Source organism: Aurantimonas sp. Leaf443 (genome assembly GCF_001425575.1).
In the GTDB taxonomy this organism is placed as follows: Bacteria; Pseudomonadota; Alphaproteobacteria; order Rhizobiales; family Rhizobiaceae; genus Leaf443.
In genome coordinates, this window is record NZ_LMRD01000001.1 from 485,719 (window position 1) to 499,742 (window position 14,024).

The window sequence follows — 14,024 nt, forward strand, 5'->3', positions numbered from 1 at the left end:
TTGAGTCGGGTCGTCGCGTCGTAATTTATGATTATTTGGTTTAACTTCTTGTCCTCTCCAAAATATCTTTGAGATCAATGGAAAGTGCCGCTTTCGCGAGCAATGCGTCCAGAGTTTCCTCAACGGCAGATTGTCTGCGCGGCTCGAGCGTCCGCCAGGACCGGAAGGCCGTCGCAAGGCGCGCGGCGATTTGCGGATTGAGCTTGTCGAGCGCCTCCAGCCGGTCCGCGTAGAAGCGGTATCCGGCCCCGTCCGGTCGGTTGAAGGCGATCGGATTGGTGGCGAGCCCGCCGAGCAGCGCGCGCACGCGGTTCGGGTTCTTCAGGCTGAACTGCCGGTGTTCCGTCAGCGCCTTCACCCGGTCCAGCGTCTCCTCGCGCGGGCTGGCCGCCTGCAGCGCGAACCACTTGTCCATGACGAGCTCGTCATCCTCGAAGCGGCGGTGGAAGTCGGCGAGCGCGGCTTCGCAAGCGGCGCTCGGCGCGAAGCGCTGCACCAGGATGGCGAGCGCGCCGAACCGGTCCGTCATGTTGCCCGCCATCTCGTAGCGCCGGGCAGCCGGGCCGTTGTCGCCGGTCGCCGCGCTCAGATAGCCGAGCGCGGCGAGCGAGAGGGCGCGCGCGCCGGCGGCTCTGGCATCGGGGGAGAAGGGGCCGTCCGCCGGCGCGGCGGCGAGGCGCTCGAAGGTCGCAAGGCCCGCCCGGCCGATCGCGACGCGCGCGCTCTCGCTGGCGGCATGGATCGCGGCCGGGTCGACGTCGCGCCCGATCGAGCGGGCGATCTCGCTTTCGGGCGGCAGCGCCAGGGCGAGGGCCCGGAAGGCCGGCTCCAGGCGCTCGTCGCCGGCCGTGTCGATCATCGTGGCCGCGATCCGCCCGTCGATCTCCGCCGTCCGCCCGGCCCTGTTGGCACCCGTCAGGCGGCGCAGCTCGTCGCCCACGAGGTCGTTGAGGGCGCGCCAGCGGTTGAAGAGGTTCGGGTCGCGCGCGGCCAGCACCAGCCGGTCCGCCTCGCTCTGCTCGTGGCGCAGCACCACCGGGGCCGAGAAGTCGCGCAGCACCGACAGGACCGGGCGCTCCTTCAGTCCGGCGAAGCGCATCACCGTCTCGGGCGCCGTCACCTCCGCCAGTCCCGCCCGGCCGGACGGGTTCGCCGGCGTCAGATCCTCGCCGGACGGGCTGACGAGGCCGAAGAGCACCGGCATGTGGAAGGGCGCCGTGCCCGTGCCGGCGGCGCCTCGCGCGAGCGACTGGGTCAGCGTCACCGTCAGCGTGCCGCTCGGCGCGTCGAAAGCCTCGCGCACGGCGAGCTCGGGCGTGCCGGCCTGATCGTACCAGAGGGCGAACTGCGAGAGGTCGCGGCCGGACGTCTCGGCGAAGGCGCCGAGGAAGTCCTCCATCGTCGCGGCCGTTCCGTCGAAGCGCTCGAAATAGCGGTCCATGCCCGCCCGGAAGGCGTCCTCCCCAAGCAGCGTCGCCAGCATGCGCACCAGCTCCGCGCCCTTGTCGTAGACGGTGGCCGTATAGAAGTTGTTGATCTCCTTGTAGTGCTGCGGGCGCACGGGATGCTGCAGCGGCCCCTGGTCCTCCGGGAACTGCAGCGCCGTAAGGCGGCGCACCGCGCCGATGCGCTGCACGCCGCGCGAGCGCTCGTCGGCCGTGAACTCCTGGTCGCGATAGACCGTCAGCCCTTCCTTCAGGCAGAGCTGGAACCAGTCGCGGCAGGTGATGCGGTTGCCGGTCCAGTTGTGGAAATATTCGTGCGCGATCACCGTCTCCACGCCGGCATAGTCCGCGTCGGTCGCCGTCTGCGGGTCGAGCAGGACGTATTTGTGGTTGAAGACGTTGAGGCCCTTGTTCTCCATCGCCCCCATGTTGAAGTCGGAGATCGCGACGATGTTGAAGACGTCGAGATCGTATTCCCGCCCGAAGCGGCGCTCGTCCCAGATCATCGAGCGCTTCAGGGCGTCCATCGCGTAGCCTGCCGGCGCGCTGCGGCCGCGCTCGGTGAAGATGCCGAGCTCCACCTCGCGTCCGCTGGCCGTCGTGAATGTGTCGCCGAGCCGCTCCAGATCGCCGGCGACGAGGGCGAAGAGGTAGGAGGGCTTGGGAAACGGATCCTCCCAGACGGCGAAATGCCGCCCGTCGGCCAGATCGCCGGCCTCCACGAGGTTGCCGTTTGACAGGAGCACGGGCGCTTCGCCCTTGGCCGCCTCGATCCGCACCCGGTAGAGCGATAGGACATCCGGCCGGTCGGGGAAGTAGGTGATGCGCCGGAACCCCTCCGCCTCGCATTGGGTGCACCAGATGCCGTTCGAGCGGTAGAGGCCGGAAAGGGCGGTGTTCTCCTCCGGCTTCAGCCGCGTCTCGATCGAAAGCTCGAACGCGCCCGTCGCCGGCACCGTCGCGATGGTCAGGCGCTCCGGCGTCGCCTCGTAGGCGCTCGCGGGAAGCGGTGCGCCGCCGAGTTCGAGACGCGTCAGTTCGAGACCGTCGCCGTCGAGAACGAGCGCACGGTCCGTCGCGACGCCGGGGCCGCGCTCCAGGCGAAGGCGCGCGACAACGCGGGCCTGCCCCGGTTCGAGCACGACGTCGAGCGCCACCGTGGACACGCGAAAGTCGGGCGCGCGATAGTCCTTCAGCCGGATCGTCCTGCCGTCTTCGGTCCGCATCTCGTCGCACTCCGTGGTCTTGGTTCGCGCTCAAGACTGGGGTCGCGGGCGCTGTCCGGCAAGACTGCGGCGGGGGAGATGCGCGGAAAGGCTGCGTCCCCCGCGACGGATCGCCGAAGCTGCGCTAAGTAAGCATGGCGATTTGCGGCCGGCTCCGTCCGGCCGGGCGCGCGGGGCATGCCTCGCGCAGCGCGACGATGGATCGAAGGACCGTGACAGCATGACCGTGATGACTCCGAAATTCGGCCTTGGCGCATCCGTCCTCCGCAAGGAGGACGACGCCTTCATCCGGGGCGCCGGCCGCTACACCGACGACGAGACGCGTCCGGGCCTGCTGCACGGCGTCGTCCTGCGCTCGCCCCATGCCAATGCGAGCTTCACCATCGCCGATCTGGAAGCCGCGCGCGCCGCACCCGGCGTGCGCCTGATCCTCACCCATGCCGACGTCGCCGATCTCGGCAACCTGCCCTGCGGCGCCCTCGTGGGTCTTGCCGACGGCTCGCGCTTCACGCCGCAGAACACGCCCGTCCTGTGCCGCGACCACGTGCGCCATGTCGGCGACGCGCTCGCCTTCGTGGTCGCCGAGACCGCCGTGCAGGCGCGCGATGCCGCCGAACTCGTCGAGGTCGACTACACGCCGCTCCCCGTCGTCGCCGACATCGCCGCCGCGATGGGCGACGCGGCGACCGTCTGGTCCGATCGCGGCACCAATCTCGCCGGCACGATGCACGAGGGCGACAAGGCCCGCACCGACGAGGCGTTCGCCGCCGCCGCAAGCACCGCCTCGATCCGGCTCGTCCAGAACCGTCTCGTCTGCAACTACATGGAGGTCCGCTCCTCCCTCGGCGAGTTCCTGCCCGACGAGGACCGCTACGTCCTGACCACGGGCAGCCAGGGCGTCCACGGCCTGCAGAAGATGCTCGCCGGCGACGTGATGAAGATCGACAAGTCGAAGCTGCGCGTCGTCACGCGCGACGTCGGCGGCGGCTTCGGCACCAAGGCCTTCCTCTATCGCGAGCACGCGCTCGTCCTCGTCGCCGCCAAGCGCCTCGGCGCGCCCGTGAAATGGACCGCCGACCGCTCGGATCATTTCGTCTCCGACACCCATGGCCGCGACAATCTCGTCTCGGCGCAGATGGCGATGGACGAGGCGGGCCGCTTCACGGCGCTGAGGATCGACCTCCACGCCAATCTCGGCGCCTATTCCTCGCAATACGGGCCGATGATCCCCTGGTTCGGCATGTCCATGGCGACCGGCCTCTACGACATCCAGGCCATCGACGTGACCTGCGCGCTCTACTTCACCAACACCGTGCCGGTGGACGCCTATCGCGGCGCCGGGCGCCCGGAGGCGGCCTATCTCATCGAGCGCCTCGTCGACGAATGCGCGCGCGTGACCGGCCAGTCGCGGGAGGCGATCCGCAAGCTGAACTTCATCAAGCCCGCTCAGCTGCCCTACCGCACGCCGCTCGGCCGGCTCTACGACACCGGCGAGTTCGAGGGGCACCTCAACGAGGCGCTGCGCCGCTCCGAATGGGCCGGCTTCGAGGCGCGCCGCGAGGCCGCCCGGGCCGAGGGCAAGCTGCGCGGCATCGGCCTTGCGACCTATGTCGAGGCCTGCGCCTTCCCGGGCTCCGAGCCCGCCTATGTCGAGCTCATGCCGTCCGGGCGCATCGAACTGAAGATCGGCACCCAGTCCAACGGGCAGGGCCACGCCACGGCCTATGCCCAGTTCGTCGCCGAGGCGCTGCGCCTCGACTACGACCTCATCGACGTGCGCCAGGGCGATACGGACGACACGCCCACGGGCGGCGGCACGGGCGGCTCGCGCTCCATCCCGCTCGGCGCCGTCTCGGTGCGCCGCGCCAGCCAGACCCTGGCCGAGAAGGTGAAGAAGCTCGCCGCCGAGGAACTGGAGGCGGCCGTCGGCGACATCGAGCTCGAGGACGGCTCGGCCCGCATCGTCGGCACCGACCGCTCCATCGACTTCGCCGCCCTCGCGCGGGCCGCAAAGTCCGACGAGGACCGCAGGGCGGTCGGCGAGTTCAAGCAGGACGAGGCGACCTATCCCAACGGCACCCATGTCTGCGAGGTCGAGATCGACGAGGACACGGGCGTCGTGGATCTCGTGCGCTACACGATCGTCGACGACTTCGGCGTCACGGTGAACCCCGTCCTCCTCGGCGGCCAGATCCATGGTGGCGTCGCGCAGGGCATCGGCCAGGCGCTGATCGAGAACGCGGTCTATGACGGCGAGGGCCAGCTGGTGACCGCCTCCTTCATGGACTACGCCATGCCGCGCGCCGGCGACTTCCCGTTCTTCGACTTCAAGACGCGCAACGTGCCCTCCACGACCAACGCGCTCGGCATCAAGGGTGCGGGCGAGGCCGGCACGATCGGCGCCGCGCCCGCCGTGATGAACGCGGTGGCCGACGCGCTGCGCCCGGTCGGCGTCGCGCATATCGACATGCCCGCGACCCCCTTGCGGGTCTGGGAAGCGATGAACGCGGCCCGCGCCGGCTGATCTCTCGCGGCGCCCGCGCGGGCGCCCGATCGCGGGACGGGCCGGGTCCGGCCCGCCCATTCCGGTGGCCGTCCGGTCGCCGGTCTTCTGACAAGAGCCTTCAGGCGAAGGGCGCCGCGTCCGGCAGGGCGCGCCGCCCCGCGCATCGGGGCCCGGGACCTTCGCCGGCGGCGAGCGGCAAGGGCAGGGACGGACAGTATGACGGAGCGGGCCAGCGCCCAGCCGGGCAATCCCATGTTCGGCATCGCACTGAAATGCATATCGGTCGTCGTCTTCGTCGGCATGCAGGTCTCGATCAAGGCGGGCGGGGAGGGGCTGCCGGCCGGGCAGATCGTCTTCTTCCGCTCCTTCTTCGCGCTCGTGCCGGTGGTCGCCTATCTCCTCTGGCTCGGCGAGCTCAGCACCGCGCTGCAGACGAACGACCTCACCGGCCATTTCGTGCGCGGCGCCGTCGGCGTCGTCTCCATGGCCTGCGGCTTCTTCGCGCTGACGCGCCTGCCCTATCCCGAATGGATCACCATCTCCTACGGCGCGCCGCTCCTCACGGTCGTCTTCGCGGCGATCTTCCTGAAGGAGGTGATACGGGCCTATCGCTGGACGGCGGTGGCGATCGGCCTGTTCGGCATCGTCGTCGTCTCCGCGCCGAACTTCACGCTGGCCGCCGAGGGCCTCGGCGAGGGGCAGGCGATCGGCATCGCCGCCTCGATGATGTCGGCGGTCGTGGCGGCCATCGCGATGATCCAGATCCGTCGCCTCGTGCGCACCGAGAAGACGACGACGATCGTCCTCTATTTCTCGCTCACCTGCTCGGCCATCGCGCTCCTCTCGGTCTTCCTCGGCTGGCAGCCGCTCGATGCGCGCCAGGCCTCGTTCCTCGTCCTGTCCGGCCTGTGCGGCGGCGTGGGGCAATTGCTCCTCACCGCCTGCTACCGCTATGCCGACACCTCGACCATCGCGCCCTTCGAATACACGTCCATGCTGTTCGCCATCGGCATCGGCTATTTCGTCTTCGGCGAGGCGGCGAGCCTCACGACGCTCGCGGGCGCGGCGATCGTCATCTCCGCCGGCATCTTCATCATCTGGCGCGAGCACCGGCTCGGGATCGAGCGGCGCAAGGCGCGGCGGGTGTCGACGCCCGCCGGCGGGTGAGGCCGCCTGCGGCGCGCCGCCGCGCCGCGCCTGTCATGGGCCTGTGATCTTCTCCCGATAGGCGGACCCCCGAAGGCGCCCGGTTTGGAACGCCTCCAGATTTGACGACGGGGATCCGACGATGAACGACCATATCAGCGCACGCGCGGCGTTCCGCACGAGTCAGCTCGAGGAGTTCGAGGGCGAAGGCCTGAACCCGACCGACAACCGGACGATGGGCGAGATCATCGCGGCGCGCTTCTCGCGCCGCTCCTTCCTGCGCGGGGCGCTCGCCGCCACCGCCATCGCCGCCACCGTGAGCCCGATCGCGCTCATCTCCGCCGAGAACGCCCGCGCCGCCGAAGGCGCCTCGCGCTTCTCCTTCAAGGAGGTCGAGGCCGGCGTCGACGAGAACCACCACGTCGCCGAGGGCTACGACGCCGACATCCTCCTGCGCTGGGGCGACGCGCTCTTCCCCGACAGCCCGGCCTTCGACCCGGCCAACCAGACCCCCGAAGCGCAGGCGCGCCAGTTCGGCTACAACAACGACTATGTCGGCTTTATCCCGATCGAGGGCTCGAGCGAGCACGGCTATCTCGTGGTCAATCACGAGTACACGAACGAGCACCTGATGTTCCCGGGGATCGTCAAGGTGGTCGAGAAGGCCGACGACAAGAATCCCGGCAAGATGAAGACCGAACTCGTCGTCGCCGATGCCGACCGGAAGCGGGTCGATATCGAGATGGCCGCCCATGGCGGGACGATCGTCGAGATCCGCAAGGTGGACGGCAAGTGGCAGGTCGTGCGCGAGGGCGCCAAGAACCGCCGCATCACCGCCGCCACCGAGATGCAGCTCACCGGCCCGGCCGCGGGCGACGCCCGCCTCCAGACGGCGGCCGACGCCACCGGCCGCAAGGTCTTCGGCACGATCAACAACTGCGCCGGCGGCGTCACGCCCTGGGGCACCTACATCATGGCCGAGGAGAACATCCACGGCTATTTCGTCGGCGAGCTGCCCGAGGGCCATCGCGAGGCCGACAACTACAAGCGCCTCGGCCTGCCCGAGGGCACCTATGCCTGGGGCAAGTTCCACGAGCGCTTCGACGTCTCCAAGGAGCCGAACGAGGCCAACCGCTTCGGCTGGGTCGTCGAGGTCGACGTCGAGGATCCGAACTCGATCCCGAAGAAGCGCACCGCGCTCGGCCGCTTCAAGCACGAGGGCGCCGACAACGTCGTCTCCAAGGACGGCCGCGTCGTCTTCTATCTCGGCGACGACGAGCGCTTCGACTACGTCTACAAGTTCGTCACCGCCGGCAAGTTCGATCCCGCCAACCGCGCGGCCAACATGGATCTCCTCGACGAGGGCACGCTCTACACGGCCAAGTTCGAGGAGGACGGCACGATCGAATGGCTGCCGCTCACCTTCGGCACCGGCAAGCTGACGGCCGAGAACGGCTTCTCCAGCCAGGCCGACGTCCTCATCGAGACGCGCCGCGCCGCCGACCTCCTGGGCGCCACGCCCATGGACCGGCCGGAGGATATCGGCCCCGACGCCGCCAACGGGCGCGTCTACGTGATGCTCACCAACAATTCCAAGCGCAAGGACGACGGCGTGAACGCCGCCAATCCGCGCGCGAAGAACGCCTTCGGCCACATCATCGAGATCGCCGAGGACGGCGGCGACTTCGCCGCCACCAAGGGCCGCTGGGAGATCCTCCTGAAATGCGGCGACCCGGCCGTCGCCGATGTCGGCGCCACCTTCTCGACGGAGACGACCAAGAACGGCTGGTTCGGCATGCCCGACAACTGCGCCATCGACACCGAGGGGCGCCTCTGGGTCTCCACCGACGGCAATTCGCCGAAGGCGACGGGCCGGACCGACGGTCTCTTCGCCGTCGACACCGAGGGCGCCGCGCGCGGCACGTCGAAGCTCTTCTTCCGCGTGCCGGTCGGCGCCGAGATGTGCGGGCCGCTGCTCCTGCCGGACATGCAGACGGCCTTCGTCGCCGTGCAGCATCCGGGCGACGGCGGCGAGGACTGGGAAGGCTTCGGCCGCCTCTCCTACTACGAGGACCTCTCCACCCGCTGGCCGGACTTCAAGCCGGACATGCCGGTGCGCCCCTCCGTCCTCGCCGTCACCCGGCAGGGCGGCGGCAAGATCGGCGTCTGAGCCCTTCACTCTCTGAGATCGCATGTCGCGGCGTCCGGATCTCCGGGCGCCGCTTCGCGTTTCAGCTGGCCCAGGCGCGGTCGCCGGTGAAGGCGATGGTCAGCCAGCGGTCGCGCCCCGCGCCGCCGATCGCCGCCCCGACCTCCTCCCGGATCGCGTCGAGCCTCGCGACGGTGCCGATCTCGAACGTCTCGTCGACGATGAAATGGATCTCGATGACGTTCGACCGGCCGGCCTTCGCCACATAGGTCTCGAAGCCCCGGAACCGGTGGCGGGCCACCGCCGCCTCGGCCGCCGCGCGCACGGTCGCGTCGAGGGCGGGCGGGGCCACGAGCACGATGTCCTTCGCCGCCGAGACCACGGTGCGCAGCGGCACCGGGATGAGGACGAGCGCCAGGACGGCGAGGACCGCCGGATCGACATAGGGCGTCAGCCATTCGTGAACCGTGCCCTGGAGGAGGGCGGCGAGGGAGAAGGCGACGAGAAGAGCGGCCGTGATCGTGCCCGACATCGTCCAGCCGGCGACGTCGAGCCGCACGAACTGCGATCCGATCCGCCGGTTGGCCCGTCGCCCGTAGAAGGCCATGGCGAAGCAGACAAGCGCGACCAGCGCGGCGTAGAGGATGGCCCAGTCGAAGGTGAGCGGGCGCCCGCCGGCGAGGATCGTGGCGACCGCGTTGACGAAGGCGTAGGTCGACAGGAGCGTCAGCAGGGCGCCGTTGAAGGCGAGCGCCATCGGCTCGAAATGCCAGAACCCCATCTGGAAGCGCCGGCTCGTCTCGCGCGCGATGAGGCGCGTCACGAGAAGCGACAGGCCCGTCATCGCCGCGTCGACGCCCGAGAACACGCCGTCGAAGGCGATGGACAGGGAGCCGGACAGGATGCCGAAGCCGATGCCCGCCGCACCGACCAGGAGCGTCACCGCGATGGAGCGTTTGAGGAGCGTGTCTTCGGAGATCGGCGTCATGCCGCTCGAACTGGCGAAGCCGCGCCGATCGGCAAGCCTTGTCCCGCCGGAACTCGCGCCCGCGACCCGCGACGAGATTTTCTTTGCCCAACATCTTGGCGACGGTGCGGAGGGAGGCAGTTTCAACCGGGGATCGTCAAGGGGAGGGGAGCGGCATGGAGAACGCGCCGAGAATCTGGTCGCATGTCGAAGCCCGCCGCGACGCTCTGGAGGCGATGAGCGATGCGGTCTGGGCCGTTCCCGAAACCTGCTATCGCGAGATCCGCTCGGCCGCGCTTCATGCCGGGATGCTGTCCGATCTCGGTTTCCGGCTGAGCGAAGGCGTCGCCGGAATCCCGACCGCGATGGTCGGAGAGGCGGGCGAGGGCGGGCCGGTCGTCGCCATTCTCGGCGAGTTCGACGCGCTGCCCGGGCTCAGCCAGGAGGCCGGGATCGCCGAGCCGCGCCCCGTGGAGGCCGGCGGCAACGGCCATGGCTGCGGCCACAACCTGCTGGGCGCCGGCGCGCTCCTGGCGGCCGCCGCCGTGAAGGACTGGCTCGCCGAGACCGGCACGCCCGGGCGCGTGCGCTATTACGGCTGTCCGGCCGAGGAGGGCGGCGGCGCCAAGGCCTTCATGGTCAAGGCCGGACTCTTCGACGATGTCGACATCGCCCTCTCCTGGCATCCCGAATCGATCTGCGACGTGATGGGCGGCGGCTCGCTCGCCAATACGCGCATCGACTTCGCCTTCCACGGGCGCGCCGCCCACGCCGCCGCCGCGCCCCATCTCGGTCGCTCGGCGCTCGACGCGGTGGAGCTGACGAATGTCGGCGTGAACTATCTGCGCGAGCACATGCCGCCGGACGCGCGCGTCCATTACGCCATGATCGACGGCGGCGGCATCGCGCCCAACGTGGTGCAGCCCTATGCGAAGGTGCGCTATTCGGTCCGCGCCTCGACGCTTGCCGGCATGACGGCGCTGCTCGCGCGCGTCGTCAGGGTCGCCGAGGGCGCGGCGATGATGACGGAGACGCGCGTCGAGCCGCAGGTCCTGTCGGCCGTCTCCAATCTCGTCGCCAACGCGCCCCTGATGGAGGCGATGCGCGCCGAGCTCGGGCGTCTCGGGCCGGTCGAGTTCGACGCGGCCGACCGCGCCTTCGCCGCCGCCATCCGCGAGACGCTGACCGAGGACGACCGCCGCGACGCCTATGCCCGGTTCGGCATCGAGATGCTGGACGAGCGCCCGCTCTGCGACTTCCTCGTGCCCGCCGACGTGCCCAAGCCCGCGCTGGTCGGCTCCACCGACGTCGCCGATGTCAGCTGGGTCGTGCCGCTCGTCCAGCTCTGGGGCGCCACGGCCGCCATCGGCACGCCGCTCCATTCCTGGCAGATGGTGGCGCAGGGGCGCTCGCCCGCCGCCAGGAAGGGCATGGTCCATGCCGCCAAGGTCATGGCGGCCACCGCCGTGGAGGCGATCTCCAGCCCCGACCTCGTCGCCCGCGCCAAGGCCGATCTCGCCCGCCGCGTCGGCCCCGAGGGCTATGCCAGCCCGCTGCCGGACGGCACCGAGCCGCCGATCGCCGTCATGGCCGCCTGACCCCGCCGCACGCCCGCAACCCGCAGGAGGAGAGGCCCATGGTGCTCGAGACGAACGCAGCCTCCTCGGGCACGCCGACGCGCTCGGACCGGTTCTACGCGCGCGTCGAGCGCCTCGGCAACGCGCTGCCGGACCCGTTCGTCATCTTCGTGGTGCTGGCGGTCGTCGTCATCGTCCTGTCGGCGATCGTGGCCAGTTTCGGCGCCAGCGTCGCCCATCCCACGACCGGCGAGATCCTCGCCGTGCGCAGCCTCGCGAGCGGCGAGGGGCTCGTCTACATGCTGGATTCGATGATCGACAATTTCGTCGGCTTCGCTCCGCTCGGGCTCGTCCTCGCCATCATGCTCGGCATCGGCCTTGCCGAGCGCGTCGGGCTCCTCGCGGTCTGCGCCCGCCGCCTGATGGTCTCGGCACCGGCGAGGCTCGCCACGCTCACCACCTGCTTCGTCGCGATCAACATGAGCATCGCCTCGGACGCGGCGATGATCCTCCTGCCGCCGCTCGCCGCCCTCGTCTTCTCCGAGATCGGCCGCCATCCCGTCGCCGGCTTCGTGGCGGGCTTCGCCTGCGCGGGTGCGGGCTTCACCGCCAACATCCTCGTCGTGGGAACCGACGTCCTCTATGCCGGGCTCACAACGGAAGCGGCGAAGATCATCGATCCGGAGGCCAGCGTCACCCCGGTCGCCAACTGGTATTTCAACATCGTCTCGACGCTGGTCCTCACCGTCGTCGGCGCCGTCGTCACCGACCGGGTGATCGAGCCCCGCCTCGGGCGCTGGCAGCCGTCGGGCGCCATCGAGACGATCGAGGAGGCGCCGAACGCCTCGCGGGGGCTGCGCAATGCCGGCCTCGCCAGCCTCGCCTTCCTGGCGCTGGTGCTCGCTGCGCTCTTCTGGCCCGGCTCGCCGCTGCGCAACGCGGAGGGCGGGCTCGTGCCCTCGCCGTTCCTCTCCTCCATCGTCGTCGTGATCTTCCTCTATTTCGTCACCGTGGGTCTGGCCTACGGCATCACGACGGGCGCCATCCGCTCCTCGAGCGACGTCGCGCAGAAGATGACGCAGTCGATCGCCGACCTTGCGCCCTACATCGTCCTCGTCTTCGCCGCCGCGCAGTTCATCGCCTTCTTCTCCTGGTCGCGGCTCGGCACGTGGCTCGCGATCAACGGCGCGGAGGGTCTCATCGCGATCGACTTCACCGGCTTCGGCCTGCTTCTGGCCTATTCCTGCCTCAGCGCGCTGCTCGAGTTCCTCATCACCTCCGGTTCGGCCAAGTGGGCGCTGGAGGCGCCGGTCTTCGTGCCCTTGATGATGCAGCTCGGCTACGATCCCGGCTTCATCCAGGTGCCCTATCGCGTCGCCGATTCCTCCTTCAACATCCTCTCGCCGACCAATCCCTATCTCTACGTCGCGCTCGGCTTCCTGAAACGCTACGTGCCGGAGGCGGGCCTCGGCACGCTGATGGCGGCGATGCTGCCCTATGCCCTGTCCTTCTTCGTCGTCTGGCAGGTGCTGGTCGCGATCTTCTATTTCCTGAACCTGCCCGTCGGACCCGGCGTCTACCCGATGGCCGGCTGAGCCTTCGCACCGTCCTCGCCCTCGCCCGCCGCGCGCGGGTCGAGCTCGAAGGTCTGGGGCGTGTTCACGCGGGCGATCGGGCTGGTGCGGAAGTCCGGCCGTTCGGAGGCGGGCTTCGCCTCGCGCCGGAAGGTGCGCCAGAGCGCGTAGGCGGCATAGACCGCCATGGCCGAGCCGAGGGCCTCGAACAGGGCGTGCGGGCCGAAACTCTCCATCATGGCCGCCGCGTAGACCGGGCCGATCATCGTGCCGAAGCCGTAGAGGATGAGGAGTCCGCTCGAGGTCTGGACGAAGTTCTCCTTCCCGGCGAAGTCGTTGGCATGGGCGACGGCGAGCGAATAGGCGGGATAGATGATTCCGCCGAGGACGAAGGCGAGGGCGAAGAGCACGGCCGCCGCGCGCGGCATCAGGAGCGCGGCGACGGCGGCGGCGAGCACGCCGACGAGCCCGGCGATCACCATCACGCTGCGCCGGTCCAGACGGTCCGAAAGGCGCCCGAGCGGCATCTGGAAGGCGACCCCGCCGGCCATGGCGGCGACCGCCAGCGTCGCGGTCTGGGTCGTCGAGAGCCCCACTTTCTGCGCGAAGACCGGCGCCATGTTGCCCCAGGAACTCGACAGGACCCCCGCGCAGAGGACGCCGATGGCGGCGGCCGGCGAGTTGCGGAAGATCGATTTCAGGTCGAGCGTCACGCTCGTGAGGGGCCTCGGGCTCTGCGCCGAGGAGATGGCGGTCGGGATGACGGCGAGCGCGAAGAAGGCCGCGCAGAGCATGAAGGGCGCCGGCAGCGCGGGGTCGGCGAGCGGCATGAGGTACTGCCCGCCCATCATCGCCGCCATGGTCACCGTCATGTAGAGCGAGAAGATCGTGCCGCGCGTCTCGTTGGTCACGCGCTCGTTCAGCCAGCTCTCGATCACCATGTAGCTGCCCGCCAGCGCGAAGCCCGCCAGCGCCCGGAAGGCGACCCAGGCGATGGGATCGACCAGAAGACCGCACAGGAGGATGCTCGTCGCCAAGAGCGACGACAGGCAGGAGAAGGTGCGGATATGCCCGACCTGGCGCACGATGCGCGGCACGACGAGGCAGCCGAGCGTGAAGGCGAGCGCGTAGCCCGTGCCGAAAAGGCCGACCTGATAGCTCGACCAACCCTCGATCGTGCCGCGCACGGGCAGGAGAATGCCCATCAGCCCGGCTCCCGCCATCAGGAAGAAGGTCGAGGTCAGGAGGGGAACGATCGGCAGCAGCATCGGACGGACTTCGGGCAGCGCGGCGGGATCGCGAGGGCAGGATCGCGCCAGCCCTAGAGCATCCGGGCTCGCGGCGATACCGAACGGAGACGCAAATTCACCGCGCCCGCGCCGTTCCGACTTCACCTTGCGGCGAAGAGCATTTACACTCCATGGTTGTAACTTC

Annotated in this window: 8 protein-coding genes; 5 read left to right on the forward strand and 3 right to left on the reverse strand. The window is 69.7% G+C overall.

Going from position 1 to position 14,024, the window contains the following annotated elements:
- Nucleotides 1–40: 40 nt before the first annotated feature.
- Nucleotides 41–2,671 (reverse strand): aminopeptidase N, encoded by a 2,631-nt coding sequence (gene pepN, locus ASG48_RS02145; protein WP_055844461.1) that lies wholly within the window; start codon nucleotides 2,669–2,671, stop codon nucleotides 41–43.
- 220 nt (nucleotides 2,672–2,891) lie between these two features.
- Between pepN and ASG48_RS02150 the strand changes: the two genes are divergently transcribed.
- From ASG48_RS02150 to ASG48_RS02160, 3 genes are all read left to right on the forward strand, one after another.
- The gene (locus ASG48_RS02150) at nucleotides 2,892–5,195 is read left to right on the forward strand and encodes a xanthine dehydrogenase family protein molybdopterin-binding subunit (protein WP_055844464.1); all 2,304 of its coding nucleotides are present in this window, start codon (nucleotides 2,892–2,894) and stop codon (nucleotides 5,193–5,195) included.
- 198 nt (nucleotides 5,196–5,393) lie between these two features.
- Nucleotides 5,394–6,344 carry a DMT family transporter gene (locus ASG48_RS02155; protein WP_055844467.1) on the forward strand — a complete coding sequence of 317 codons (951 nt, stop codon included), beginning with the start codon at nucleotides 5,394–5,396 and terminating at the stop codon, nucleotides 6,342–6,344.
- Between the two features lie 121 nt (nucleotides 6,345–6,465).
- Complete coding sequence (locus ASG48_RS02160; RefSeq protein WP_055844470.1) at nucleotides 6,466–8,493, forward strand: PhoX family phosphatase; 2,028 nt, start codon at nucleotides 6,466–6,468, stop codon at nucleotides 8,491–8,493.
- 61 nt (nucleotides 8,494–8,554) lie between these two features.
- On the opposite strand, the gene ASG48_RS02165 is transcribed toward ASG48_RS02160, so the two are convergent.
- Complete coding sequence (locus ASG48_RS02165; RefSeq protein ID WP_055844473.1) at nucleotides 8,555–9,460, reverse strand: cation transporter; 906 nt, start codon at nucleotides 9,458–9,460, stop codon at nucleotides 8,555–8,557.
- A 155-nt stretch (nucleotides 9,461–9,615) separates the two neighbouring features.
- Here ASG48_RS02165 and ASG48_RS02170 point away from each other — a divergent pair, with 155 nt between their 5' ends.
- Nucleotides 9,616–11,037: an amidohydrolase gene (locus ASG48_RS02170; RefSeq protein WP_055844476.1), complete on the forward strand. Its 1,422-nt coding sequence runs from the start codon at nucleotides 9,616–9,618 to the stop codon at nucleotides 11,035–11,037.
- A 38-nt stretch (nucleotides 11,038–11,075) separates the two neighbouring features.
- Nucleotides 11,076–12,611 carry an AbgT family transporter gene (locus ASG48_RS02175; RefSeq protein ID WP_055844479.1) on the forward strand — a complete coding sequence of 512 codons (1,536 nt, stop codon included), beginning with the start codon at nucleotides 11,076–11,078 and terminating at the stop codon, nucleotides 12,609–12,611.
- Here the strand turns inward: ASG48_RS02175 and ASG48_RS02180 are convergent.
- Nucleotides 12,593–13,858 (reverse strand): MFS transporter, encoded by a 1,266-nt coding sequence (locus ASG48_RS02180; protein WP_055844482.1) that lies wholly within the window; start codon nucleotides 13,856–13,858, stop codon nucleotides 12,593–12,595. The genes ASG48_RS02175 and ASG48_RS02180 overlap by 19 nt on opposite strands.
- Between the last annotated feature and the right edge of the window lie 166 nt (nucleotides 13,859–14,024).

Bases quoted from the DNA above. Each gene is read 5' to 3' on its own strand.
- ASG48_RS02175 (WP_055844479.1), top strand. From the start codon at position 11,076: ATGGTGCTCGAGACGAACGCAGCCTCCTCGGGCACGCCGACGCGCTCG.
- ASG48_RS02170 (WP_055844476.1), top strand. From the start codon at position 9,616: ATGGAGAACGCGCCGAGAATCTGGTCGCATGTCGAAGCCCGCCGCGAC.
- ASG48_RS02180 (WP_055844482.1), bottom strand. From the start codon at position 13,858: ATGCTGCTGCCGATCGTTCCCCTCCTGACCTCGACCTTCTTCCTGATG.
- ASG48_RS02165 (WP_055844473.1), bottom strand. From the start codon at position 9,460: ATGACGCCGATCTCCGAAGACACGCTCCTCAAACGCTCCATCGCGGTG.
- ASG48_RS02150 (WP_055844464.1), top strand. From the start codon at position 2,892: ATGACCGTGATGACTCCGAAATTCGGCCTTGGCGCATCCGTCCTCCGC.
- ASG48_RS02160 (WP_055844470.1), top strand. From the start codon at position 6,466: ATGAACGACCATATCAGCGCACGCGCGGCGTTCCGCACGAGTCAGCTC.
- ASG48_RS02155 (WP_055844467.1), top strand. From the start codon at position 5,394: ATGACGGAGCGGGCCAGCGCCCAGCCGGGCAATCCCATGTTCGGCATC.
- pepN (WP_055844461.1), bottom strand. From the start codon at position 2,671: ATGCGGACCGAAGACGGCAGGACGATCCGGCTGAAGGACTATCGCGCG.